This is a genomic window from Candidatus Gracilibacteria bacterium (assembly GCA_041658685.1).
Taxonomy (GTDB): domain Bacteria; phylum Patescibacteriota; class Gracilibacteria; order UBA1369; family UBA12473; genus JBAZZS01.
In genome coordinates this window covers 165,539-192,125 of record JBAZZS010000001.1, presented here as the reverse complement: position 1 = coordinate 192,125, position 26,587 = coordinate 165,539, and the positions used below count along the sequence as shown (strand labels likewise).

Sequence of the window (26,587 nt, the reverse complement as noted above, 5' to 3'; positions counted from 1 at the left end):
CGATTATTGGTTCCAGATCATGCCCATCATGACCGACGATCAGGTCCAAAAGTTGCGCAACATTCTCATTCACGAAAAAGAACAACTCGCCAAACTCGACACGGAATACGAAGCCGAGCTCGCCAAATTGAATGACAAACATGTCCTCGAATGGAAAGAAAAAGAACAACGTGAAAAACGTGAACAAATCAAACAAGCGGAAAGTGAGGAACAGGCCAAAGAAAAAGCCAACGAAGAGGCGCTCTTGCAACAGTTGGAAAGCGTTGATAGCCCGGCTACACCGGCTACGACGAATAAGCTTGCGGCGTAAAAAACCTGTGCACTGCTTAATCTGCCATAAGTATAACGCCAACGATTTGTGCCTTTTGCTCAGGCAGACCCAAGTATAGCGAGGGTCGCATTTTTTCGGCATTCCACTACCCTTTTATCTATAATTTGTTTAAAATCATACCAAGTCGGTTCCAATAAAATTTCCCATTTCTCCGGCGCGAGATGTTCGTTGGCAATGAGGCCGTGATGCGCGAGATGTTCGTGCGCCTCGCACAATGGCACGAGTCGGTCGGGGTCATGCACAGGGTCGAGCGCAAATCGCTGAGTGTGATGGAGGATTTTATAAGGTTTGGTACAGCCGGGATAGGCGCATTGCCCTCTTGTTTTCTCAATCGTAAATTGTTTTACTTTTGCTGGGATATGGCGCGAAGAAGTTTCAACGGGTTTCGGTTTTTCAGCCTCAAGTTTTTCTTTTCGGAGTTGTAAAAGTTCGCGCATGAGACTGTTCCAATCGCCTTTGCCTTTGAGTTTTTCGAGGTCCGCGGCAACATCGGGCGCGAGATCCATGGTGATTTGTTTTTCAGGTTCAATCTCCGCCCCGGGGCGGCTGCCCAATCTGTTATTTTTCCCGTCATCCATGTATTGTTTTTTGTACTCGCGCACATACGTTTCAAGCGTGTGTTTACTCATGATTTTTGCTTTCTCCGCCCAAAAACCAGCGGTCTCGGGAGTGGCAATGGCGGCAATTGGGCGCACGCTTTGAATTCCTTTTTCCTCGATCACCCTGCGAAGAGCGGGCATCTTTTCAACTCGATCCAATACGCGTAATGCCAACTCAACACTCGATCGACTCATCCCTGCCAATTTCCCCGCATATTCAAAAATGCTCGAAAATCCTTTCTTCTTCCAGATTTGTCGACGATCAATTTCCGGGAGAAGCAGGGCGCATTTGCGAAGCCATTCTTTGGCGTTGCGGCCGTAATCGATGAAATTTTTATGGAGAGAATCGTCCGGAGAGAACGTGGCGGAATCTAAACTTTTTTGGAGTACGGATTGAGTCATAAAAAAGAAGATTAAATGATGCTTTTTATCAGCCAAAATCTACCACAAAAATCATCACTTCCCCAGATCAAAACCATCATTTTGACGTGACAAAATCAGTGGGTGAGTATATATTCACCTTTTAGGCACGGAGCGCCAGCGAAGTGTCCTCCCCTCGCATTTTTTTATCCCAGGCGAAATACAAAAAATGAGCCTTGATTCAAGCCTGTATGTAAAACAGGAAAGAGACATTCGCTTACGCTCATATCTGCTGCTCCGCCACAATCACCAACCGTCTCAAATTCGTCCCCACCGGCGTGCAGGTCATGAGCGTGAGGATTTTTTCATCGCCTTGCTCCAAAATGCTGACATCGTCTTTTTTCACTTCTCTCTTTTCGCGAACCTTATACGTGTATTTTTGTTGATTGTAATACACCACAATGTCATCCCCGACCACGAGCTTGTTCAACCGCGCAAAAACATCCTTATAATCGCCCTCATCCCATAAATAATACGAGCTGTGCCCGGTAATAAACACATTTCCGATTTCTCCCGGATTGGCGGTTCCCGGGAAATGGATCACGCCGTTTTTCAAATCCTCTTGAAACGAGTCCTCCAAGACACTGATATCCGCGTTCGCCAGCTTGGCGAGGTCGGTGTCGAGGATTGGAATATTTTTGTTGAGTTTTGGGATAATCAAACGGTTGTCAGGAGGGGTCACGGCAAGGTTAAGATCCGGGATTTGGAGTTTTTGATCTTCTTTATTATTTGAAACCGGAAACAACTCTTGTATCGGCGCGGCTTGTTGCGCGGCGAGATCGGTGAGAGGGCTTTCCGTGGATGCTCCCGAAAATTGGGTCAACCACGCCATAGTGATCTGAGAATAGGCATTGGCGTTCATGATGAAAAAGCCGATCGTGAAGAGTAGGAAAGAGAATATTGCGGCGCGTGTGAGGTGGCGCAAGCCGGTCCAAAAGGGCTTGAGGCTCAATTTGGGGAGGTGAAATTGCGGAAAGCGAATCTTTGGTGCGTGAAATTTCGGGAGTCGGACTTGAGGAAAATGCAATCGCGGGAGATGGAATTTCGGCGCGCGGAGTTTTGGGAGTGAAATTTTTGGAAAAGAAACCGGTTTTTTTAAAATTGCGAACTTGTCCGCCAAACGTTCGGTCAGGCTGGATGTTTCTTGTTTTCTCCAGGAACGCAACGTGGCGGCACTGGGCGGGTTCACCACCAAAGAGTCCACTTCTACCGCAGCTTGTTTGAGGCTTTCTTTGATTTTTTGAATTTCAATTTCGGCATGGCGGATCTTTTGAACCTTATTTTGGACGTAAGACTCCAATTCTTGAACTTCTTGCATAAAACGCGCGACCATCTTTTCAAGTTCTTGAAGACGTAATTCATGCGCGCTATCCTGATCCGAATAAGACTTTCCCATATTTTTTTGTTTATTTTTATCTGATTATTATACCAGATTTTGGGGGATTTACGGAGTGGAAGGGCTTGACAAGAAGAACGAAGCTGGTACTCAAAGAAACCGTACCAAAAGATTACTTTCTCGGTTTAGTCTAAAATTAAATCCAAAAGCCTGCACGCGCACAGTTCCGGAGCGCAAGCGAAGAAACTTTGAGAAAAATGCATCATTTTCAGTCGCATGATGAATTTTCATCAATTCGCTGATGTTCAACCATTTCTTAACCGCACTTCACTACACTTCGTTCGTGCTGCACCCCGCTCCCCACGCAATACTCCCCATCATACAACGCTGCAAACTGGCCCGGGGCAAGGCCCTGGTCCGAGGCGTTGAGTTTGATCGTGCCGGTTTTTAAATCCGAAAAGGTGGCTGTGGCGTCGTAAAAACGTTCGCCGTGGCGCATTTTTGCTTTGAGGGAAAGTGGCGTGTTGAGCTGCGGCTCATACCCGATCCAATTGAAATCGCGTACCGCGCAATGATCGCGTTTTTTATCTTCCGAATGATAGTTTTTCGAAATATAAACGATGTTTTTCTCAATGTCTTTTTGTGCCACAAACCACGGGCCGCCACTCAAATCCAAGCCGTGCCGCTGTCCGATGGTGTAATACCAAAACCCTTGATGCTCCCCGATTTTTTTCCCGGTCTCCATCTCAATCAAATCCCCGGTTTTTTCGCCCAAATGGTGTTTGATGAATTCACTGAACGGAATTTTTCCCAAAAAACAAATGCCCTGACTGTCTTTGCGCGCTTGATTTGGTAAATCCATGTCGTGCGCCAACTCACGCACCTCTTTTTTGGTGTAAGGGCAAAGAGGAAACGCTGCCCGACCCAATTGTTTTTGGCTCAAGTAAGACAAAAAATACGTTTGATCCTTAATCGGATCCGGTGATCGTTTGAGCCAAAATTTATTCGCTTTTTCCTCCACTCCGGCATAATGCCCGGTCGCCACTTTTTCAAAACTTGAGTCGATTTTGTCGTAAAATTTTCCGAATTTCACACGCTGATTACACAACATGTCCGGATTCGGAGTGTGTCCGCGACGAATTTCTTCCACCGTATAACGCACCACTTCGTCCCAATACTCCTGCTGGAGTGAAACGATTTGTAATGGGGCTCCGACTTTTTCACACACCGCATGGACCATGGCCAAATCCTCCTCCCACGGACACGAACCCAAGTGCGCAAGCTCATCCTCAAGCCAAATTTTAAGATAAAACGCGGTCACGTCATGCCCTTCTTTTTTCAACAAAGCCAGTGCTACAGCACTGTCAACGCCGCCTGACACAAGCACCGCAATTTTCTTCCTCTTAATTTTGGACATATGTGTCAGGACATTTTAACAAAATTTGCATCTTTCCAAATCTCATGAGATAATCCTTTATTATTGTAATTGTAGCGATTTTCCCTTTCTATGCCAATCGCCACCATCACCAAACAGGCTAAAAAGTATCTTCCGCATTTGAATGAAAAGCGACTCAAGGCGGCTTATAATTTTGCCATGCGTGCGCATGAAGGGCAAAAACGAATGGATGGAACGCCTTACATCACCCACCCTACCGAAGTGGCCTTGATCCTATTAAAACTCCGCGTGGACGAAGACACGCTGATCGCTTGTTTTTTGCATGATGTGGTGGAAGACACGCCTTATACCATAAAATATGTGGAAGAACGTTTCGGAAAAAATGTGGCGTTTTTAGTGAGAGGCGTCACTAAATTATCCAAAGTGAAATACCGCCACGATATGCTGGCTCGCCAGGTGGATTCTTTGCGTAAATTTTTTCTGCACAGTGCGCGCGATCTTCGCATTATTTTGATCAAACTTGCGGACCGTTTACACAACATGCGAACCCTTTCGCATGTGCGAAAAGAAAAACAACTCCGCATCGCCAAAGAAACCATGGAAATTTATGTCCCGATCGCCAACTTGCTCGGCGTTTGGGAGCTCAAATCCGACCTTGAAAATCTGTGTTTTTTCTACATTCATCCCAACGAATATAAAAAACTCGCCTATTTGGTGGAGCAAAACACACCGCATCAAGAAAAAATACTCGCAGACACCACGCATAAAGTGATGTGGCGACTCAAAAAAAACGGCATCAAAGCCGAAGTTCATGCTCGTCCCAAAAGTCTGTACAGCATTTTTAGGAAAATGATCGATAAAGGCCAACGATTCCAAGACATCAATGATTTACTGGCGGTACGCGTGGTCGTGAAAGATCGGGAAACGTGTTATCGCGTGCTGGGGGTGATCCATTCCTTATTTCCCCCCAAATCCGGACGGGTCAAAGACTACATTGCAGTGCCGAAAGCGAATGGGTATCAAAGTTTGCACACCACGGTTTTCGGGATCAACGGGGCCCCCACCGAGTTTCAAATTCGCACACATGAAATGCATTTTGAAGCGGAATACGGCATTGCCTCCCACTTTTTCTACAAAGAACTGGCCTCCATGCCCCCATCCACGTTTCGAAAAGAAATCAAAAAACGATCCACTTGGGTTAAAAAAGTGCTGGACCTTCAACGCGAGCTCAAAAGCAATTTCGACTTTTTGGAAAACCTCAAAGTGGATATTTTTCAGGATCGAATCTTTGTGTTTACCCCTTATGGAGACGTTGTGGATTTACCTCAAGGCGCGATTGGCATCGATTTTGCGTATCATCTCCAAAACAATCTTGGCGACCATGCGGTGCGATTGCGTCTTAACGGAGAGGAATGCAGTGTGACCACGGTGCTCAAAACCGGCGACGTGGTGGAGGTGCTTACGTCTCCGAATCAAAAATTACCCAAACGCGAATGGCTCGATAAAATCAAAACCAGCTTGGCGCGGCATCGCATCAAAGAATCGCTCAAACAACAAAGTTCGGAACAATGTCATCGAGCCGGCGCGAGTTTTATGAAAAAAGAATTGCATTTGTATGGCAGGCATGAAATTGAAACTTTACCCGAAGAAAAAAAGAAACAACTGGTTGAATTTTTCCAATCCAAAAACTGGCATGAATTTTTGGAAAGGGTGGGCAACGGATCGATCCCGGAAGATAAAATCATTGAAAATCTTTACACCAAGGAAGAAATTTTGGGCTCACCGTCGCGCATGGTGCATCCTTATTCTTTTGCCAAAAGTGGAGACCGCAAAAAAGAACCGCATTTAACGATTTTATCCAACACCAAGCCCACGGCGTATTATCGAGTAAAATTATTTTTAAAAGTGAAGGATCGGGTTGGACTGTTGCGTGATATCGGGATCTTTCTTGCAAATTTGAATGTAAATATTCACCAAGTGAATGTCACGGATAATCCCACGGAAAAAACCACCTGCATTGTTATGGTGGTGGAGGTGCTGGAAATGAAACAATTGCGCAATGTTTTTAATGCGTTGCACTCAATGGAGGATGTTCATAATTTTTATCTGATGCATTGAGAAAAAGGGATGGGTATTCCCTCGATCGCAGGAGGAGAATCTTCTTGGCAAGCGGTCGGGAAGAATTTTCGTTCACATGGGAGCGAAATGTTTCGCAGACCCGCAGTCCTGAAGGGACGAAGGGTCCATTGAATTCGAATTCAAAAATTCAAAATGCGACACTTCGCTTCGCTGCGTGTCTGGTTCACAAAAATTTCCCCTTCCGCTTGCCTAAAAATAGCCTTGGCAATGCGCCCTCGGAAACACCACCCCTTTTTCTTTGGAGGTTTTTAGGGATTGCCCAGCGCCAACGCAAACAGCTTATCCTCCGGGGTTTCGCAGTAACGAATCGCTTCTTTGAGGTCAATTTTGTATTCGAGCAAAGCGCGGCTCACCAAAACGCCGGTAGCGCCCAAGTTGCGCAAAATAGACAAATCCTCGAGTGTTGTCACTCCCCCGGATGAAAAAATCTTTGCTTTTCCTCCGAGAAAAAACAACAGGCGTTCAATCTCGTCATAATTGGGATGAAATAAAGTGCCTTCCCGTTCCAGGTCTTTGTACACCATGTAACGGACCCCTTTGGCCAGCGCTTTTTCCGCAACCTCAAGGACCTCGTCCGAATCCGGAGGAAGGTTGTCGGATTCCACAAAACTTTTCCGCGCCTTGATGCCCAACACAATGCGGTCCGGCCCGTATTTTTTGAGCGCCTCTTCCAAAATCGGTTCCGCGGAAACCCCCAAAACCACCCGTTTCACGCCCACGGAAAATAACGCTTCAATGTTGGCGAGGGTTCGAATTCCGCCTCCGATTTCGATGGGAATTTTCAATTCATTTACGATTTTTTTAATCAAATCCAGGTTGTTGCTCCCCTGCCCGCGCGAGGCGTCAATGTCGATGATATGAATGAGGGATGCTCCTTGTTTTTCAAAACTTTTTGCCACATTCAGCGGCGATTTGTTGTACACGGTTTTTTGCTCATTCTCCTCGCCTTTGTAAAGCGAGACCGTGCGGCCTTTTTCGATGTAGAGGGAGGGAATAATTAACATTGGGAGATGGAGAGAAATAAAATGCGGGAAGCGCACTCCGCTTCGCTGCGTGCGTGCGCTACGCTGCGTGTCTGAAATGCATCACATCTCCATCTTTGACCGCGTATTCTTTGCCTTCGAGGCGCATGTGGCCTTTTTCTTTGGCTGAGAGCTCGCTGCCATCGCGGACGTAATCGTCGTAAGAGATCACTTCGGCGCGGATGAATCCTTTTTCAAAATCCGTGTGAATCACGCCTGCGGCTTCGGGGGCCAACGCGCCTTTTCGGACGGTCCAGGCACGAACCTCCATCGGGCCTGCGGTGAAATAATGGTGCAATCCGAGCGTGTCGTACGCGGCACGAATTAAGGTATGTAATCCGGGCTGGGTGAGCCCCAATTCCTTGAGAAATTCTTGAGATTCCGCTTCTGCCAATTGCCCCAATTCCTGTTCGATTTTTGCAGAAATGGGGATGATCGTGGCTGTGGCAGGGAGTCCGAGTTGTTCGCGCGCGGATTTTTCATCAAATGTTTTGATTTCGTCTTCGTGAAGGTTGACGACATACAAAACCGGTTTGCTGGTGATGAGTTGAAGAGATTTTACCAATGCTTTTTCTTCGGGGTTCATTTCTACGTTGTTGGCGAGTTTTCCTTGATTCAGCTCATCTCTCAGCCGCTGAGCCAATGGCAGTAAAACTTTAGCGTCTTTATCGCCTCCGCGAACTTCTTTTTCAAGTTTTCCCATGCGCCCATCGAGGGTTTGAAGGTCTGCCAAAATCAATTCAGCTTCGAGAATTTCACGATCGCGTTTGGGCTCCACGCTTCCGTTCACATGGATCACATTTGGGTCCTTGAACACGCGCACCACCTCGGCAATGGCGTTGCACTCGCGAATGTGGGCTAGGAATTTATTGCCCAAGCCTTCGCCCTCGCTCGCGCCTTTGACCAAGCCTGCGACATCCACAAATTCCACAATCGCGGGCACAATTTTTTCCGGAGTCACGAGAGTTGCGAGCTTTTGCAGGCGCTCGTCCGGCACCTCGACCACTCCCACATTGGGGTCAATGGTGCAAAACGGATAATTCCCCACCATGGCGCCGCTCGATTTGGTGAGCGCGTTGAAGAGGGTGGATTTTCCAACATTGGGGAGGCCGACAATGGCGATTTGAAGAGACATGACGTTAAAATAGCGGGCCAACGCAAAAAAGTCCATTGCACAAAAGACTCAACGGGAAAATGGGGAAAGTGGTTACTCTGGAATAGGGGGAGTCTTTTCAACCATTTTTTATTGATGCATTTTTAGCCAATCTTCTTCTGGTTCTCTTCACGGCTCGAGTAGGATCCTTGGGCTTTTTTTCTATTGGAGGGAATAAGGCTTTATCAACCCAAGAAGAATTCAATTTCCATATTTCGATTAAAATAATATTTTCCGTCTTTTGATTTTCGCCTGGCTTAACTTCGACAATAATCAATTGTCCCTTTTCAATTGCCGGTTGCATTATTTTTCCAATTTGTATTTCCATTACTTCTTTTTCTTCTGGGCTATTTAAGTCTCCACAGACCGTCGCTTTAGGAGAAACCGTTGTTTCAATATCAAAAATTGCGTCCATTTTTACTAATTTTTCTCTTAATTTTTTAATGCATTGAGGAATTGACCCCTTATATCGTTCCCATGCCTCTTTTCTTCGTTGAAATGTCACGCGCCTTTCTTCCGGAAATTTTTCGATGGCCGTTGGCGCCTTTTGCATTATTTTTTCTAATCTTTTTAATTCTTCTTCCATCCCCCACTTTTCTTCTAAATAAAATTCTGCATCTAAATCATACTCTGAGTAAAATACGCTTCCTTTTATAGGGACAAAAACAAAAATTTCTTTCGCTTCCCCACTCATATGTCCCTTGAGATAAGATAATAATGCTGAGGCGCTCGCTTTTAAAAATACCTCCGAAAATCTTTTCCCCCCTCTTTTCCTTTCCAGAGCTCGTCCCAATTTATCAAGCCAGCAGTGAATTCTTTGTTCCCCTTTAGCACTTAACTTGCCTATCCTCCGACTTCTGACGGCGGGCAATGTTGATTCGGAGGTTTCACTCCTGTCCGGCGCGCTCAATGGAACTGGCGCTTGCTCCACGTCAGCTTTACTCTCTCCATCGCCTAAATTTCCCTCCGGCTCTCCTATTCCCATATTTATTAAATTATTTTTAAAATATTCTTATTATTATAGCAAAAATCCTCCTTTTAAGCAAAAGATTTTCACGATTTGCGCGCGGAGTATACCCTACACCCCCATTGCGCTCCAAGCGGTTTCCAATTCCTCTTTGGTGAGTTGGCCGGGGGCGGTTTCGTCGCCTTTTTTGAGCGGCGCAAAATACATCTTTGAACCGAGCAACGGGCACACAATGCGACTCAAGCGCCCTTCCTCTCCCATGCCCAGGGTGATGATCTGGATTTTTTCCTCTTTGGCCCACGCGGTGAGCTCAAATAAAATCACATTTTCTCTGGGGTTTTTTACAAACGTTGCAATTTTCACCAAATCTGCGCCTTGTTTTTTCGCTTTTCGAACGAGTCGTTTTAAAGTCGTCAAAGTCGGTGTCCCTTTAAAATTATGATACGAAAGGATCAATTTCGTTTTCGCGCCTTTCCGCTTCACCAAGCGCTTGATGAGCTTCAAGTCGGTAATGATCGATACGTCTACATACTGCGCTCCCCGCTCGATCATTTCCTCCAACATTTCCACACGTTCTTCTTCACTTCCCAAAAACAATCCGCCTTCGCTCGGTGCTTTATTCACAAACAAAAACGGTTTTTTTATGGGATCTTTTTCGAAAAAAATCTCAGCCAAACGCACATCGCGAATACAATCGAGTCGAATTTCAATCACATCCGCATCGTCGGCTTCGGTCCGTAAACGTTGCTCGAGCAAAGCCATGGTTGGCGCATGGATGGGAAGGCAGTGAAGGGGCATGATGCAGGAATTAGGGGTTTGAAGTTAGGATTTATGGGGGGGGGGGGGGGGAATTCACTCCGCTAACGCTCCGTGACTGGGTAAAGAAATCTCCAGTACATTATTTTCAAGATTTGTTGGCGTCTGGATAAGTGCGACTTCGATTTCCACTTCAACAAATGACGACTCCCCTTCTCCCAAACTCACGCCATCGGGAAGTATCAACTCGGCCCGAGCGGTGATTTTTGTTTGCCCGGGCTCAATAAAAATCGGTTCTGTTTCAAGATAATCAATATCTTCCAACAGATCCGCATCTCCTTGAATTTGCACCACATCGGGGATTGTTTGAATCTGACTGATATAGCCGTCCACTTCCCCTTCGGTGTTCACTTTGATTCCCACGGTTTTTACCGCTTCCGCGGGCTCAATCGTAACGTCTAACTCCACTGTTTTAGGGTTGGTTGTGACCTGACCCAATTCTTGCCCTTTCGCGTTGTACACCTTGATTTCAACCATGCGCGACACGTCCTCGGTTTCAGTGCCGGTCAATATCAAGATAGCCACGGCTTTTTCCGCGTCTTCCACAACACTTTCCGCTCCACTCACTTCGATCTCCAAATCGGGCAACATTGCCCACTCGGCCGTATAATTGGAATCAGGCTTTCCTTGCAATTCAAACTCGATCGGAATTTCTTTGGTTTGAAGTTCTTCCAACACCACGACCACTTGAATCGGATCAATGGCTACGACTCCCACATCGGTTTTCTTGGAATTCACGGATACATTTACGGTTTGCTCTCCGGCAACCAATCCCTTCAAATCCACATACACGGTAAAATTATCGGAAGTAAGATTTTTATAAATTTCCTGATCCGCCCGCACGGTGAACGTGGCATCGCCGAGCGCATTCACCACCGCCAGATTTTCCGGCACATTGAACGTCTCAATGGGCAATGCCGTTGGGTACACAAAAAACGTACTCACACTGCTCAATACAAAAAACCAAAACACCGAGGCTGCGATGAGCGACAAAATTTTAACGTGCCAATTTTTGAGTAGGAAATTTTTCATAAAAAATGATCCATTAGGCGGAACGGCGATTTTTAGGTTTTTTTGAGGATACGGGGGGAGGGAAAGCTCCCTTCGCTCCGCTGGAGATGCAAGGAACTGGGGAGCGCACTTCGCTTTGCTTCGTGCGTGGGGAGTGTTGTCTGGCTTTATAAATTTTTTCCAAATGCGATTGAAGTTGCTCGGCCGTGACCTCCTCCAACTGCCCGTCTTTGGCAAATGAAATGGTTTTTCGCTCTTCGGAAACAATGATGATTTCCGCATCGGAATTTTCCGACAACCCGATCGCGGCTTTATGCCGCGTGCCAAACCGACCCTCATATTGTTTGAATGTGTGTGGCAAAACGCAGCCCGCAGCCACAATTCGACGTTCGCGAATGATCACGGCTCCGTCGTGAAGCGGGGAACGCGGATTAAAAATGCTGAGCAATAATTCCTTGGAAATCATGGAATCCAATAATTTTCCTGTTTCGATGTATTCTTCAAGTTTGGTGTCGCGTTCGAGCACAATGAGCGCACCGTGGCGTTCTTTGGCCAACAGCTGACAGGTTTCCACCAAATCGCTGATCATGCGGTCCGTGGATTCGATTTCGAGTTCAAAAAAATGCGTTTTCCCGAGGCGCTCGAGGCCGCGACGGAGTTCTTGTTGAAAAATAATCGGGATGGACAGCAACATCACGGGAAAAGCGCGGCTTAAAATCCAATTCACAGCGAGAAGATCAAGACGGTCGCTAATGGCGTACAGCAACGCGAGCACAAAAAGTCCGGTCAAAATCGGGACCGCGCGGGTGCCTTTGAGCAAGGTGATGAGCCAATAAAAAATAATGGCCACCAAAAAAACATCAATGGCGGTTTGCCAAAAAGAATATTGGGACAGGCTGAGGTGATTCCAAAACGTTTCTCCCAAATTGGAGAAAAAGAGAACCAGGCGTGAAACCAAATCGTTGAGGATGCTCATGCGGGTATATTAAAGGAGGCCTTGAAAAATGCAACCAATGCGGAGCGTGCCCGGGCTGACGTTGCGGGGCTGCTCTGCTCCGTGTAAAATTTACTCATGGTACTTCCCTCAATGTTTCAAGCTCGGCTCAAGCAAAAAATCACGCTCACTCCCGAGGTGCGCGAGTTTGTTTTTGAGCTCATCGAACTTACGACCCTCGATTTTCAAGCCGGCCAATTTGTGCTGATTTATGCGACAAATCCTGCCACCGGCGCGCGCATCAGTCGGGCCTATTCGATTGCCAGTGCGCCTTCACAAAATCATGAACTTCACATTGTGATTGCGATCATCAAAACCGGGACCTTAACTCCGATTCTCGACACCTGGGAAATTGGGCATGAGTTGCAAATCCAGGGACCTTTTGGACATTTTTTACTCAAATCCCCTGCGGATCGCGACCTTGTTTTTGTGGCCACCGGCACCGGAATTGCACCCTTTCACTCCATGATTCAAGATCGTTTAAGCCAAGGCGATACCAGACCCATGCACGTTTATTTTGGGGTACGGCACGAGGAAAATATTTTTTACCAACGCGAATTTGAAAAATTGGCAAAACAACACCCGAATCTTCACTTTACGCTCACGTTGTCGCAGCCGTCATCGGATTGGAAAGGTCCAAGTGGTCGCGTGACCGCACTTTTGTCTGTAGTCTCCTTCAATCCTGCAACCACGGACGTTTATATGTGTGGCGGCAAAGGCATGATCGATGATGTGCGTGCGATTTTTTTACAAAAAGGATTCGAGCCTTCGCATCTGTATTTTGAGCAGTTTTTTTAATTCCTGTTGCCCCGTTCCCCAACCTTCGCTAAAATAACGCCTGTGCCGGGGTAGCTCAGTGGTAGAGCACACGACTGAAAATCGTGGTGTCGGCAGTCCGATCCTGCCTCCCGGCACCACTTAAACATTTTGTGGGGCCTGCCCCGCCTTTTTTGGCGTTCTCAAGCTCTTTTTCAGTACAACCCTCGATTTATTAAAATTTCATTCCTTCTCAACCCGAACAAAATCATTCAAGTATTTTAACGCTATTTTTTCATACAAAATATAATACGCAAAAATTCCCATAGCGATCCCTCCGAGAACATCCACAAAAAAATGGAACTTGGTAAGGACCGCACCTGCAGAGATCAGGACACACAAAGGCAAACTTATCCAAAACAGAGTTCTCCATTTTTTAAATAAAAAGATCAAAAGAAACACCATCGGCGCCACATGGTAACTTGGAAAGGAATTGTAAGGCACACTGCTCCGATAAAGCCAATCAATGGCTTCCAGCGCCGGGTTATTCGCCACATCCCATTCGCTAATCTTAACCATGACGCTTTCCGCTGAAGTTGGGAAAATTAAATAAATCGCATAACAAGAAAACAGCAACAAGATGTGTGCGATGTACAAAGCAGCGACTTCAAGTGCGGTGAGTTTTTTATAAAAAGCAAAAATCAAACCGGCAATGGGAAAAAACATCAACGCCAAATAAATCTTTATGATCTGAGGAACCAGAGGGATCCAATCATCCACAACCGTTTTTAAATCATGAGGGGTTGTGAGCGAGGCACTGAATCGCCCTATATACGGGTACCAACTCAGGAATAAATACAATAAAGCGATCAGGACCCCTAAAATTTTCAACTTAAACCAAGGGTCGTGGTTCAGGTTTTTAGATATTTTCATGATTTTTTCTTTGGAAAAGGGGAACATTTGCGGCCGTGATACGCACGAGCTCGCAGAGCCAGTCACGATCTTCAATCTGATCTCCATCAATGACCATGGAGACTTTGGCGCCCTTGTATGCATACCCTTCTTTGTAGCCTTTTCCAATAAAAATTTTGCCTGGTTCCGTGATTTTGATAAATAAAGTGTTGTCGCAAACGAGTCCCACCACGCGGCCTTCGCAGTACAGCGCAAATTCACCAAACATTTTACGAGCGGAAATATTTCCCGCCTCCTGCAGTTGATCCACAATATAGTCTATGGTTGATTGAGTGGTTGCCATGGGACGAGTATATCGGCCGGGATTTTTTTGTAAATAATCTTTGAGGGCCTGTTCGATTGAATTGACTTTAATAACTATTTTTTATATAATAGTTATATAATTAATATTATTTATTTTAACTTTTTATGCCATCCATTATTCTTAAGGTCAGCGAAAAAATTCCTCAAGAACTTGATTTTATTCAAGAAGAAGAAGGCCTTGGGAATCGCACTTCCACGATCACTTTTTTGATTAAATATTATTTACTCACCAAAAAAAATTCCCTCGATCAATCCATCCAAGTTTTGGATACACTTCTCGATCGTTTGGATGTCAGTCGGTTCCCCTCTGCCAAAAAACAACTTGAAGACGTATAATTGGAATCCTTATGCCCCTCTTTTTCAGCGAACATTTCAAGAAACAACTCAAGCGTTTGAAGAAAAAATATCCTCAAGTCAAACGAGATCTTTTAAAAATCATCGAAGGATTCAATCCTAAAAATGAAATTTCCATTGGCCGATCCATTTATAAAATCCGCATTCCAAGTAAGGACATGCACAAAGGTAAATCCGGCGGATTTCGTGCGTACCTTTATTTTTATATTCGAAAAGATTTACTCCTCCCGCTTTGCATTTATGCCAAATCCGACATGGGAACCCTTACCGAAAATCAACTCCAACATCACTTCGATCAAACCATTCAAGAAGTGGCGACTCTGATTACAATGCGATAAACCCGCTGGCTCCGAGCCATGCCAGGTTAAAAATAGCGGTTTGCGAACGCGCGTAGACCGGACTTTCGAAAATCATACCCACCAGCTCTTCCTTATTTAGGGAAATCACGGCTACTTTATTGTCGTAAATCATGATCTCGTGCTCAAACCAAAATTCACGTGGGTTGATGAATAAAATCTCGATAAGTTCCTCTGGAAATTGCGTGGGATAATAACGCTTGGTGTACTCAAACGCTTCTTTACTGGACGGACAAATGAGTCGCGTTTTTAATCTTTTTTTCATCTTTTTTTGAGCATAAATCTTGATGTAATCGCCAAATAATTCCGCCGCGCCTTTCAAATTGGAATAACCGAGCATTTCGCTCTTGGCCGTGAGGGTGTCTTCGAGGATGGTTTTGACGCCGTCCATTCCCTCGAAATATTTGATTTTAGGTTTGAACGCGAGGGCATTGGTGACCGATAAAAGCTCGGGCAACAACTTGCGGGCGTAGGTTGTTTTTTCTTCGAGCATGTTCACCATTTTTTGCGGGGGCTCGGCCGAATAAAAACGCACCTTGTTTTTGGTCATAAAATTCACCAAACCTTTCTTGAAAAGATTCTCGAGCGTGTGATAACAATTGACCCGCGGAAGCTTAGATTGGCGCGCCACCGTACTCACGTATCCACCCCCCAATTCCAAGAGCGCCATATAGACTTTCCCTTCGCTCTCGCTCAATCCCAAACGATCAAAATCCGGATAAATCATAGGATGTTGTAAAAATGTTTCTACAGATAATATACACCATTCCTCCCTTGTATTTCAACCTTAAATTCATAAAAATTTCATCATTTATTCATTAAATTTTAATGTCGTTCGTTTACAAAGACTTACAATATGAGATAATCAGACACGAGCGAAGCGAGTGTCGCATTTCGTATTTTTTCCCCCTCCCAAATCTAAAATTCAAAATTTCTAATTTCCTATGACTCCCCTTCAAAAAAAATGTCGCCTCTGCCAAAACGCCTTTGTTGTCACAGATGAAGATCTTGTGGTTTTAGAAAAAATCTCACCTGCTTTTGAGGGTAAAAAAATTCTCCTCCCGCCCCCCACTCTTTGCCCGAATTGTCGCCAACAACGCCGCCTCGCCTTCCGCAATGAGCGCAAATTATACCATCGCAAATGCGATCAAACCGGCAAAGAAATCATCTCTGTTTACTCTGCGGAAAAGCCCTGCACCGTCTATGACCAGCAAGTGTGGTGGAGCGATGTCTGGGACGAGTTGGCCACAGGCCGCGACTTTGATTTCAATCGTCCTTTTTTCGAACAAATGCAAGCGCTCAGCCTTGTGGCGCCACGCCCCTGCATCGTGAATATGAGCAGTGAAAATTCCCTTTTTACCAATCACTCCGCGTACAATAAAAATTGTTACATGTGCATCAATTCCGGGTATTGCGAAGACCTTTTTTATTGCAGCAATTACAATCTTTACAGCAAAAATTGCACGGATTGCTTGGCCATCCAACGTTGTGAACGCTGTTATTTTTGCACCAACGCGAAAAATTGCACCTTTTCCTCGTATCTTTTCGAATGCTCAACGTGCTCGGAATGCGCGTTTTGCTTTGACTGCCAAAGCTGTGAAAATTGTTTTGGGTGTTGGAATTTACGACACAAGAATTACCACTTTTTAAATAAGCCTTATTCCAAAGAAGAGTACGAGAAAAAGCTCCAAGAATTTACGCCGAAAACCCCGCAACAAACGCTGTCTTTCACCGAACGCTTTTGGACCGAGGTGCGTAAAAATGCGCTTCATCGAGACGTCACCAATCTACAAGCCGAAGGATGTACCGGCGATCATCTTTTCAATAATAAAGCGGTTTTTGATTCTTACTACACCTTCGCTTGCCAAGATGTCGCCTATGCTTACGATTGCGGCGAGGTGACCACGGCCCGTGATGTAACTGAACCTTTTAAAGGGGAATCTCATTATGAAACGCATGCCTGCAATTTAGGATACCAGCTCTTGGTGTGCTCCAAATGTTATGAAAGCGACCACCTTTTTTATTGCCAATATTGTTGGAATTCTTCGAATTGTTTTGGGTGCTTTGGGTTGAAGCGAAAAAAATACTGCATTCTCAATAAGCAATACACCAAAGAAGCGTATGAAAAACTCGTTCCTCGCATTCTTGAATATATGAAAACAACGGGAGAATACGGAGAATTTTTCCCGTTTTCGTTGTCGCCTTTTGGTTACAATGAAACGATTGCGAATGAATATTATCCTCTATCAAAACCCGATGCCGCGAAACTGGGGATGACATGGAAATCCGAAAATGTGAGCAATCGTTATCAAGGCGCGCGCATCCCTTTGGATCGTCCGATTGAGGCGATTTCGGATGACATCACCAAACAAATTTTGACGTGCGCGGAATGTGGGAAAAACTACCGACTTATTGCGCAAGAATTGGCGTTTTATCGTATGATGAAATTACCGTTACCTGTTGAATGTCCGGATTGTCGGCATAAACGCCGTATGGCTCTGCGCAATCCGCGACGCTTGTGGCCTCGCACGTGCAGTCAATGCAAAAAAACGATCCAAACGAGCTATGCGCCGGATCGGCCAGAGAAAGTGGTGTGCGAAAAGTGCTATTTGAAACAAGTTTACTAAGCCTTGTCATCATGCCATCCCCTCAGACTTTTTCTCTCGACTAGGATCGAGGGGCAGGCATTCCCTCCGTCGCATGGGAGCGAAATGCCTCGGATCATGAGTCGCTGGCATTTCTTCCTTAAAAATGCGACTTCCGGGAACACCTACCCCTCTCTCCTAAATCCTAACTCCAAGCTCCTAATCCCTCTTCCTATGCCCCCCATCGCCCTCAAATGTCGCCTCACCGGAAAACCGTTCATTCTCACGGACGAAGATCAGGCCATGCTTCAAAAACTTCGCATGCCAAATCCGACCCTCTGCCCCGAGGAGCGCCAACGCCGCCGTCTGAGCTTCCGCAATCACAATTTTCTCTACCATCGTAAGTGCGACAAAACCGGAAAACCTCTCATTTCGCTCTACGATTCGGACAGTCCGTTCACGATTTACAACCAAGAACTGTATTGGAGCGATGAGTGGGATGCCAAAACCTATGGTCGCGATTTTAATTTCAACCGCCCGTTTTTTGAACAATTCGCGGAGCTGCAAAAAGTCGTACCACGCCTTGCCATCAATGGGATCAGCAACGAGAATTGCGACTACACGAGTTACTGTGCCCAAAGCCGTAACTGCTACCTTACCTTCACGGCAGACCGCAATGAAGACTGCTATTTTGGCGCGTATTCTTTTGACAACAAAAACTGTGCGGATTTTCTCTTTCTTTTCAATTGCGAACTCTGTTACGAAGTCACGGATTGCACTCGCTGTTTTCACTGTTTTTACGGGTTTAATCTCGAACATTGTAGCGACTGTTATTTTTGCCGGGACTGCATCGGATGCCACGATTGTTTTGGATGCGTGAATTTGCGAAATAAATCCTACTATTTTTGCAATAAACAACTCACTAAAGAGGCCTATGACGCCAAAATCAAAGCCTTGCGTTTTGATTCATATAGCGCGGCACAAAAACTCAAGCAAGATTTCATTCAATTTTCACTCAAATACCCTCGAAAAGCGCTGGACATCAAGGGATCTGAAGAGGTCGTGGGTGATCACGTTCAATTTTCACGCCGCTGCTTCAATGCGTACGATGTAAAAAACTGCGAAGATTGTCGATTCATTTCTCATCTGATCAATGCTAAAGATTGCATGGATTGGGATTTTTACGGAGACCGGGCCGAGATGTGTTACGAAATGTCGAGCTGCGCCGGAGACATTCATTCGTGTTCGTTTTGCACGAATTCGTGGGAAAACAACAGCGATCTTTTGTATTGCGATTTGATGACAGCTTCCAGAAATTGCTTTGGCTGTATTTCCCTTAAGCATGCGGAATATTGCATTTTTAATAAACAGTACACGCAAGCCGAATACGAAGGATTGTTGCCGCGAATTATTGCGCACATGGAAAAAACCAAAGAATGGGGCGAATTTTTTCCAAGCACGCTTTCGCCTTACGCGTACAACGAAACCATTGCGCACGATTACCTCCCGCTCACGGAAGAGGAAGTTCAAAAACGCGGGCTTGGGTGGAAAAACCAAAAAGAAAAAGGCGGGTATCAGGGCAAAGCGCCGGTTCTTCCCGATTCCATTCGGGATGTGAATGCTTCGGTGGAAAAAGATATTTTCACCTGCGAAAAAAGCGGAGCGAATTACAAAATCATTTCGCAAGAATTAAAGTTTTATCAAAAACACGGCATTCCCCTCCCGCACCGCGCGCCGCACCAACGCTATTTGGATCGCATGGAGTTGCGCAACCCGCGCCAACAATGGACGCGTCCGTGCCAAAAATGCGGACAACCCACAGCCAGTAGTTATGACCCCAAACGTCCGGAAATTGTGTTTTGCGAGGCGTGCTATTTGAAGGAAGTGGATTAACTTAAGATTTTGAAGAACGGGCTTTTGCAAACGCCCACGCCATCTTAAAAATGGCGCGTTGGGTGTTGGCGATTTCTTTGCTCTCAATGATCATGCCGATGAGTTCGTCTTTGCTGAAGGAAATGATGGAAACTTTATCGTCGTAAATGTTGATTTCATTGGCGAATTCAATCTGATTTCGAGGAACGAGGCGGATTTCACGATGCTTTTTCTTGTTTTCAGCCGCCACTGCGCACCCGTACTCATCGTCCGGCGCAATGCCGCGTAAATAAATTTTTTTACGAACACGTTCTTTCACATATTCTTCGTCGTAATTGGGCCAAAACTGACGAATTCCTTTTGAGTCTGCATAATTTAAAATTTCGGTTTTTGAAGTGAGTGTGTCTGCGTAAATACGTTTGATCCCCTCGAGCCCCTCGTAATAACGAACCCGCGGGTGCATGGTTTTGCCGTGGAGTCGGCGCAAATCCGGAAGCGCCTGTTTTAAATTATTGTATCGTTCGCGATATAAATCTCTCAACGTATCCGGGTCCACCGCGGAAAAACAACGCACTTTTTCTTGCAGGAGGGTGTGAATAAAACCTTTTTGCACCAACTTTTCGAGGATGGTGTACGTGGTGACCCGATTCAATTTGGCGCGAAGCGCGATGTCCGAGGTTGCAGACGGGCCCAATTCGAGTGTGGCCAAATACACTTTGGCTTCTTTTTCGTTGAGCCCGAGAGCGATGAAAATTTCTTTAAAATTCATAGATCAAAACTGTTTCCACAAGTATTGATTCGTGACTTCATGGTGATACAAAATTTCTCCGCTTTTGATGTGCCTTCCGAGTTGTCTGGGACTGCGATCCGCCACGGCTTCCTTTAATGAGAGATATTTGGAATGATTCGTGCTTCCCATCATTTCTTTCATGAAATCGCTTCCCATAAAATTGGCCATTGCGGTGTAAATTTCCCCGGGGAGTTTTTTCACGTCTCCTTCGTAAACTTCGGCTTCCATGGTCTTTAGTTCTTTTGGCGTGGCATGAACCGCGGCCATGCCGGCCTTGAGTAAGGCGTAAACCGTGAGATAAGGATTTACGTCCGGAGCCACGGTTCGAACCTCGATACGGGCGCTTTTTTCATTGCCGATCGGGATACGAATCATAGATCCGCGATCCGTGGGAGAAACTTTGATTTCATTCGGAGCTTCATAATGCGGGTCCAAACGACGATACGCATTCACGCTCGGAGCAATCACCAAACAAAGATCGTTCGCATAATACAAAATCCCGGTGATGAAGCGATGTGCGGTTTCGGAAAGTTTTTCTTTACCCTTGGCATCGTAAAAAATATTTTTTCCGTTTTGAGACAATGAAATATTGGTGTGCATGCCACTCCCGTTGACTCCGGCCACGGGTTTTGGAAGGAAACTGGCGGTGCACCCCATGGAATTGGCGACTTGGCGCGCTAATAATTTGTAAAGCTGAACCTCATCCGCGGCATCCAAGGCCGGGGCATAACGAAAATTCAATTCAAACTGGGAAGGCGCAACTTCGGGATGATCCTTTTCATTGTCAAACGCGAGCACGCGTTGCACTTCCGCCAATTTATCGATGAATAAATGTAAATTTTCCTGCGGCAAAGAATTGAAATAACCGCTCATGGTGGCCAATTCAAAGCGCGTTTGCTCTTCATACGTTTGTTCCGCTTTCAGTCCTTTGAATAAAAATCCTTCGACTTCCGTGGCCACATTCACCGTGATCCCCTGTTCGGTGCGAAGCTTGGAACAATAGGTATCCAGTTTCCCTCTAAAATCCCCTTCATAGCGAGTCCCGTCTTTGTCCATCACATTGGCAAATACCAACACTTTTCCCGGGCCAAAAAGATCGGCCGGCGCCCAACGAAACGTGGTCCAATCTATGGTTAGACGAAGATCGGATTCTTTTTGAATGGTAAAACCGTGGATGGAGGATCCGTCAAATGTGAGATTGTCTTCCGCATTGAGTAAGAATTTTTTATTGTAATCCAACGCGTGGAATCGTCCTTCAAGATCGCTGAAAAATACGGTCACCGCTTTGATCCCTTTTTCTTTCTCAAGATAACTCATAAATTCTTCACGAACGTCTTCGCTGGTTTTTCCTTCCAATCTTAAAGCTCTCACTTCGAAATTTTTTTGTTCCAATTCAAAATAACTCAAATTCAATAAATGTTCTTGTCCCACGGAAAGGAACGGAAAATCGCGCTTTTGAGACTTTTCTTGGCTCGTCTCTTTTGAAATCTTCAATTGATCGGCGGAGAGTTTTACCATGGATAAAAGGGTTAAGGATTGGAATCAACGCGTTCACGTTAAACAAATGACGGCATGTAACGCAAGGACCTTTTTAAGGGCTAAAAAATGCTGTCAAAAATAACAACTAATGGAAAAATCCTTTTTAAATCTGAATATTTTTTTATTTTTTATTTTGTCACTTATTTCTGTCGAAAATTTTTACAACAAATGGAATTGACTCTGTGGCTAATTGTTTCGATTTTACCTTTGACCAACGCTTTAATCACTTTTACGTTTGCGGCCGGGAAAGGAAGCTTGGAGAGCTTTTCAATCGGAACCCAGGCGTGATCGATCTCTTCTTTTTGTTTTATTTTTTCCCCCGTGCAGTCGACTAAAAAAGTGTGAAAATCGACGTTGTATTTGGTGTAAGAGTGCTTGATGTTGAGAAAAGGACGCAGGTTTGAAATTTCGATGCCGAGCTCTTCGCGGATTTCACGACAAAGGGCGTCCTTGAGGGATTCTTTAGGTTTTACTTTGCCGCCCGGAAATTCCCATAAACCTCCCATTAAGCCTTGTTGAGGGCGTTTTTGGATAAAAATTAATGACGAAGCGCGAATGGTTTTTTTAACAAGAATGGCGGCAACGACTTTGATCTCTACTTTTTTTTGAGATTTTCCGCGATTCGGAAGGGATTCAGCGAGGTCTAACGCATAAGCGTGACATTGTTTTTTCAGCGGACAATTTTTACAATCCGGACTCTTGGGCGTGCACACAAGGGCCCCCAATTCCATCATGGCTTGGTTGAAATTACGGGCATCTTTTGCCGGGATCCACGATTTTGCAATGGCCCAAAATTGCGCTTGGAGTTGCGGTTTTCGCGTGTTTCTCTTCTCCGCCAATAAACGCGCGATGACGCGGATCATGTTGCCGTCTAAAATCGGTTGGGGTTGATTGTAGGCAATGCTGGCAATGGCTCCGGCGGTGTAACGGCCAATGCCGGGAAGCGCGAGAATGTCTTCGTAATTTTCAGGAAATTTCCCGTGGTGATTTTTTACAATTTTTTGAGCGGCTTTTTGGAGATTACGGGCGCGAGAATAGTAGCCAAGTCCTTCCCAGAGTTTTAAAATTTTCTCCTCTTGAGCCGAGGCCACGGATTGAATCGTGGGAAACGTTTTTATCCAGCGCTCAAAATAAGGAAGTACGGTTTTGACTTGCGTTTGTTGAAGCATGATCTCTGAAATCCACACATCATAAGGCGCGTAGGTGTGACGCCACGGTAAGTCACGTTGATTCAAAGTGAACCAGCGCAGCAAGGCGCGCTGTAAAAAGCGGATATCGTTGGTTGAAATTTTTTTCATGATTTTTTTTACTCTAACGTGAAATTATCCTATGATGGGATCACTATCAATAAAATCATAAAATTATGGAGTGCAAAAATTCTTGGAAAATCGCCACGTTTATTTTATTGGGAGTAATGATTGGGTATGGCGTGAGCCAAATCCCGTTTGCTTCCATTCTTTCTTCTTCGGATACCCCGACGAAAACCGTGACCGTTACGCCCGCTGAAAAGCCCGTGACTCCTGAGTACATCGACCTTATCACTCTTGATATTACGGATGAGGAAGGGTTGGGAAACCCTGCGGCGCCGGTGACTGTGCTGGAATACAGCGACTTACAATGTTTTTTTTGCCGAAGAGCTTACAATGAAACGTTTGATCTCTTGAAAGCCGATTACATCGATACCGGGAAAGTTTATTTTGTGTATCGACATTTTCCCCTTTCGCAAATCCATCCCGATGCGCTGAATGCTGCGATGGCCACGGAATGTGCGCGCGAACAAGGGGCGTACTGGGACATGATGGATCTTATTGTTGAGGGACAGAACGAACTGGATCCCGGAGCGGAAAAAACGGTTTCCATCCCGCCCGAATCGATTCAAAAATATGCCGTGGATTTGGGGTTGGATGCGACGTCGTTCAATACGTGTCTTGAGGCGAATCGATACGCCGCCGGGATTGAGGACCAATTGCAAGGTGGGGTAAATGCCGGAGTTTTGTACACCCCCACGTTTATCGTGAATGGAAAAACCTTGGTGGGAGCTCAACCGTATGCGAATCTTTCCGCTGCCATTGATGCGGCGCTGACGAATTAATTTTTTACTTTTTGGTCCATGTTTCTTTTTCGTCTTTTTTCGTTTTTTTCTTCTTATGCGAATTCGTTTGAACGAAAAGCGGATCGGTTTTTTAAACACATTCGAGCGTCGGACGGGAGACAGGCGACAGAGCGAAAGCTGGGAGAATTGATGCAAGAAGACCTGGTGAGTCTCAATTTATGGATGGAAAAAAAATATAAAAATTATGTGTATTTAAAAAAACGGGTACGACGCAAAATGTATAAAAATGTGGAGGAGATGAAACGGGATTTTTTTCGCTTTTGCGAAAAAAATCCTCCCGACCTCGTTCGTCTACAATCTCAATTTGAAAAATTGGGGATTCTTTTTCCCGGCCATATTCCGGAAAAAATTCTCCATCTCGCGTGCATCATGGCCTATCTCCGTCCGGGCTTTTTGTATCATTACGAAGAGGCCAGCAATTTCGGTAAACTTCTCAAAAATCCCACGCAAGAACCGCTCATTGGCGACTGCAACCAAATCGTCACGCTTTACGCGTATCTTTATTCGCTCAAATTTCCGATTTCGGATCTTCAAATCAAACTCTTGCCCCGACACGTGTGCCTGCATTTTCAAGGGGTTGATATTGAGGCCACGAATGCCACGTTTCAAAAATATGAAAAATTCGACTATCTTTTGCCCATCACCGAGCTTCTTTCCACCAATCTTCTCGATGTGAATGACGAAGAAGCCAAAACCAAAAAAATCGATGAACGCACCGTGGTTAAACGTGCAGAACTCGCGTATCTCATCTCGAGTTTGCGTGACGTGGTGGATCGCAATTTAAAAATTTCCTATCAAAATCTGGGAGTCTCCTTGCTCAATCAACACCGCTACGAATCTGCCATTTTTTATCTTGAAAAGATCAATGAACCCGCCCTTTTACAAAACGCCTACCGCAACGCCACGATTTATTATATGAATCAAAATGATTTCAAAAAAGCGCGTTATTTCGCACGCTATTGCGGCGATGCCGAGTTGGAGCACAGTCTCCCCTACCGCGAAGGCGTTTATTATTATCAAAAAAAATCTTACAACGAAGCGCTGCCGTTTTTTAAACAAGCCGGCGATGATCGCATGGTGAAAGCGTGTTATCAGGGACAATACAATGTTCTGGCCTCGCGCATCCCTCATGCCAAGACTTTGAGCGAGGCGCGGGCGTACCGCAGCACCTACCAAAAACTCGTTGAACTCGCGCACTTAGCCGGCAATGAAGAGGCGGAAGAAAGTGTGCGGAAAATTTTGAGACAGTTTTAAAAACCTTAAAAAAAGATGAACTCCAAACCTCTTACTCTCGCCATCATCGGAGGCGGCGCCGCAGGGCTCATGGCCGCGGCTACGATTTGCGAAAAAAATCCGGACACGCATGTGCTCCTCATTGATAAAAACGTAGCGTTGGGCCAAAAAATACGACTCACCGGTGGAGGGAGATGCAACCTCACCACCGCCATCGCCGACCCTCGTGATGTGCTCGCGCATTACCCGCGCGGGAGCCGATTTCTCCGCTTTGCCATGCACGAATTTTCACCGCAAAAGGCATACGAATGGTTTGAATCGCACGGATTGCCACTCAAAACCGAAGAACGATTTCGTGTGTTGCCGGAATCCGATTCCGCCCATGATGTGGTGGGAGTTTTTGAGAAAATTTTTGAAGCGCATCCGGAAACGGTGCGCGTATTGCTCGGCCATTCAGTGAAAAAAATCGAGAAAACGAAAAAAGGATTTTCCATTGAATTCGAAAAAAATCTGCCCATTTTGGTGGACCGCGTATTGCTCACCACTGGAGGAAAAGTTCAGCCCGGAGGAAATCCGACAATCGATGGGTATACGCTCTCGGCCTCGCTTGGACACACGATCACGCCCTTGGCTCCGGGCCTGCAAGCGTTGTGTTTGGAAGAGCCCTGGGTGAGAGATCTTGCGGGATTGGCTTTTCCAAAAGCACGCCTCACGCTTACCACAAACTCGCAAAACAATTCCGAGCCAACTCTTTCTTCGCCTGCCGATTCGGTCGCCGCATTCGCCTCAGCCACCCTCACGCCCAAAAATCAAAATGGCTTAAATAAGCCAAAAAATGAGGCAAAAACTCTGCCCGGGCAGAGTTTTTCAAGCGCACTTCGCTGCGCGGAAAAGGGATGCGGGGGAGCGCACTCCGCTGGCGCTTCGTGCGTGGGCCCCTTCCTCTTCACCCACGAAGGCGTGAGCGGACCTGCCGTGTTTGCGCTCTCGTCCCAAGCCGCATACGAGGATTTTTCCGCCCAAAATCCGGCCTCCCTCTGCATCGACTTTTTCCCGGATGAAAACTTTGAACAACTTTCCTCTCGCCTCAAGTCCGCACTCGCCGAACACCCTCATCAAACCCTCAAAAATACGCTTCGTCTATTCGGGTTGCGCACGTTTAAAGAGGTGCTGTTATGGGTTCTCGGCATTTCCGGAGACAAACGCAACGACCAGGTGAGCAAAAAAGAAATCCTGCGTTTGGTGGAAATGTTGAAACGAACGCCGTGCCAAGCCATCGGCCGAAAATCCGGTGAAGAAATCGTGACCGCAGGCGGCGTGGCTCTCGACGAAGTGGATTCTAAAACCATGGCGTCCCAAAAATGCCCGGGCCTTTTCTTGGCCGGCGAACTTCTCGATGTCGACGCTGAAACCGGGGGCTTCAACTTGCAAGCCGCGTGGGCTACGGGAAAAATCAGCGGAGAGAATCTTTACAAACAGGATCCCTCGGCAAAGTAAAAACGATCGGAGAAAAAAATTCAACCACCGGTG

23 protein-coding genes and 1 tRNA gene are annotated in these 26,587 nt (G+C 45.8%); 10 read left to right on the top strand and 14 right to left on the bottom strand.

What is annotated here, in order from left to right; genetic code table 25:
• Window positions 1–3: 3 nt before the first annotated feature.
• The 3 genes from WC882_00740 to mnmA all read right to left on the bottom strand — a co-directional run bounded on the left by WC882_00740 (window position 4) and on the right by mnmA (window position 4,103).
• Window positions 4–1,332 carry a hypothetical protein gene (locus tag WC882_00740; GenBank protein ID MFA5842194.1) on the bottom strand — a complete coding sequence of 443 codons (1,329 nt, stop codon included), beginning with the start codon at window positions 1,330–1,332 and terminating at the stop codon, window positions 4–6.
• Window positions 1,333–1,567: 235 nt separating this feature from the next.
• Window positions 1,568–2,746: a class D sortase gene (locus WC882_00735; protein MFA5842193.1), complete on the bottom strand. Its 1,179-nt coding sequence runs from the start codon at window positions 2,744–2,746 to the stop codon at window positions 1,568–1,570.
• Between the two features lie 256 nt (window positions 2,747–3,002).
• Complete coding sequence (gene mnmA / locus WC882_00730) at window positions 3,003–4,103, bottom strand: tRNA 2-thiouridine(34) synthase MnmA (GenBank protein MFA5842192.1); 1,101 nt, start codon at window positions 4,101–4,103, stop codon at window positions 3,003–3,005.
• A 90-nt stretch (window positions 4,104–4,193) separates the two neighbouring features.
• Between mnmA and WC882_00725 the strand changes: the two genes are divergently transcribed.
• Complete coding sequence (locus WC882_00725) at window positions 4,194–6,473, top strand: RelA/SpoT family protein (GenBank protein MFA5842191.1); 2,280 nt, start codon at window positions 4,194–4,196, stop codon at window positions 6,471–6,473.
• Here WC882_00725 and WC882_00720 read toward each other — a convergent pair.
• From WC882_00720 to cdaA, 6 genes are all read right to left on the bottom strand, one after another.
• Window positions 6,470–7,225: a 1-(5-phosphoribosyl)-5-[(5-phosphoribosylamino)methylideneamino] imidazole-4-carboxamide isomerase gene (locus WC882_00720; protein ID MFA5842190.1), complete on the bottom strand. Its 756-nt coding sequence runs from the start codon at window positions 7,223–7,225 to the stop codon at window positions 6,470–6,472. The genes WC882_00725 and WC882_00720 overlap by 4 nt on opposite strands.
• 58 nt (window positions 7,226–7,283) lie before the next feature.
• A complete protein-coding gene (ychF, locus tag WC882_00715) occupies window positions 7,284–8,378 on the bottom strand; it encodes a redox-regulated ATPase YchF (protein MFA5842189.1) in 1,095 nt (364 codons plus the stop codon).
• A gap of 4 nt (window positions 8,379–8,382) precedes the next feature.
• Window positions 8,383–9,381: a hypothetical protein gene (locus WC882_00710; protein MFA5842188.1), complete on the bottom strand. Its 999-nt coding sequence runs from the start codon at window positions 9,379–9,381 to the stop codon at window positions 8,383–8,385.
• 93 nt (window positions 9,382–9,474) lie between these two features.
• Entirely contained in the window at window positions 9,475–10,161 is a 687-nt protein-coding gene (gene aroD, locus WC882_00705) for a type I 3-dehydroquinate dehydratase (protein MFA5842187.1), read from the bottom strand.
• Window positions 10,162–10,185: 24 nt separating this feature from the next.
• Window positions 10,186–11,211 (bottom strand): CdaR family protein, encoded by a 1,026-nt coding sequence (locus WC882_00700; protein ID MFA5842186.1) that lies wholly within the window; start codon window positions 11,209–11,211, stop codon window positions 10,186–10,188.
• A gap of 13 nt (window positions 11,212–11,224) precedes the next feature.
• Window positions 11,225–12,166, bottom strand: coding sequence for a diadenylate cyclase CdaA (gene cdaA / locus WC882_00695; protein ID MFA5842185.1), 942 nt, complete (start codon window positions 12,164–12,166; stop codon window positions 11,225–11,227).
• Between the two features lie 96 nt (window positions 12,167–12,262).
• On the opposite strand from cdaA, the gene WC882_00690 reads away from it, so the two are divergent.
• Both WC882_00690 and WC882_00685 read left to right on the top strand, forming a co-directional pair.
• Window positions 12,263–12,982: an FAD-binding oxidoreductase gene (locus tag WC882_00690; protein MFA5842184.1), complete on the top strand. Its 720-nt coding sequence runs from the start codon at window positions 12,263–12,265 to the stop codon at window positions 12,980–12,982.
• Window positions 12,983–13,026: 44 nt separating this feature from the next.
• Window positions 13,027–13,101: transfer RNA gene (locus WC882_00685), tRNA-Phe, on the top strand.
• Window position 13,102: 1 nt separating this feature from the next.
• Here the strand turns inward: WC882_00685 and WC882_00680 are convergent.
• A complete protein-coding gene (locus WC882_00680; protein ID MFA5842183.1) occupies window positions 13,103–13,900 on the bottom strand; it encodes a phosphatase PAP2 family protein in 798 nt (265 codons plus the stop codon).
• The gene (locus tag WC882_00675; protein ID MFA5842182.1) at window positions 13,860–14,195 is read right to left on the bottom strand and encodes a TfoX/Sxy family protein; all 336 of its coding nucleotides are present in this window, start codon (window positions 14,193–14,195) and stop codon (window positions 13,860–13,862) included. The genes WC882_00680 and WC882_00675 overlap by 41 nt, the downstream gene beginning before the upstream one ends.
• A 125-nt stretch (window positions 14,196–14,320) precedes the next feature.
• On the opposite strand from WC882_00675, the gene WC882_00670 reads away from it, so the two are divergent.
• Entirely contained in the window at window positions 14,321–14,551 is a 231-nt protein-coding gene (locus WC882_00670) for a hypothetical protein (protein MFA5842181.1), read from the top strand.
• A gap of 11 nt (window positions 14,552–14,562) precedes the next feature.
• Complete coding sequence (locus tag WC882_00665) at window positions 14,563–14,907, top strand: hypothetical protein (protein MFA5842180.1); 345 nt, start codon at window positions 14,563–14,565, stop codon at window positions 14,905–14,907.
• Here the strand turns inward: WC882_00665 and WC882_00660 are convergent.
• Complete coding sequence (locus WC882_00660; protein MFA5842179.1) at window positions 14,894–15,652, bottom strand: helix-turn-helix domain-containing protein; 759 nt, start codon at window positions 15,650–15,652, stop codon at window positions 14,894–14,896. The two genes, WC882_00665 and WC882_00660, sit on opposite strands and share 14 nt — an antisense overlap.
• Window positions 15,653–15,869: 217 nt before the next feature.
• On the opposite strand from WC882_00660, the gene WC882_00655 reads away from it, so the two are divergent.
• Complete coding sequence (locus tag WC882_00655; protein MFA5842178.1) at window positions 15,870–17,552, top strand: hypothetical protein; 1,683 nt, start codon at window positions 15,870–15,872, stop codon at window positions 17,550–17,552.
• Window positions 17,553–17,744: 192 nt separating this feature from the next.
• Entirely contained in the window at window positions 17,745–19,403 is a 1,659-nt protein-coding gene (locus WC882_00650; GenBank protein MFA5842177.1) for a hypothetical protein, read from the top strand.
• A 1-nt stretch (window position 19,404) separates the two neighbouring features.
• Here the strand turns inward: WC882_00650 and WC882_00645 are convergent, their stop codons facing one another.
• A complete protein-coding gene (locus WC882_00645) occupies window positions 19,405–21,690 on the bottom strand; it encodes a helix-turn-helix domain-containing protein (GenBank protein MFA5842176.1) in 2,286 nt (761 codons plus the stop codon).
• Between the two features lie 161 nt (window positions 21,691–21,851).
• Window positions 21,852–23,009 (bottom strand): A/G-specific adenine glycosylase, encoded by a 1,158-nt coding sequence (mutY, locus tag WC882_00640; protein MFA5842175.1) that lies wholly within the window; start codon window positions 23,007–23,009, stop codon window positions 21,852–21,854.
• A gap of 65 nt (window positions 23,010–23,074) precedes the next feature.
• Between mutY and WC882_00635 the strand changes: the two genes are divergently transcribed.
• The 3 genes from WC882_00635 to WC882_00625 are packed head-to-tail and all read left to right on the top strand — an operon-like array spanning window position 23,075 to window position 26,554.
• The gene (locus WC882_00635; protein ID MFA5842174.1) at window positions 23,075–23,803 is read left to right on the top strand and encodes a DsbA family protein; all 729 of its coding nucleotides are present in this window, start codon (window positions 23,075–23,077) and stop codon (window positions 23,801–23,803) included.
• Between the two features lie 18 nt (window positions 23,804–23,821).
• The gene (locus WC882_00630; GenBank protein MFA5842173.1) at window positions 23,822–25,078 is read left to right on the top strand and encodes a hypothetical protein; all 1,257 of its coding nucleotides are present in this window, start codon (window positions 23,822–23,824) and stop codon (window positions 25,076–25,078) included.
• A gap of 15 nt (window positions 25,079–25,093) precedes the next feature.
• Entirely contained in the window at window positions 25,094–26,554 is a 1,461-nt protein-coding gene (locus tag WC882_00625) for an aminoacetone oxidase family FAD-binding enzyme (GenBank protein MFA5842172.1), read from the top strand.
• The last annotated feature ends 33 nt before the right edge of the window (window positions 26,555–26,587 follow it).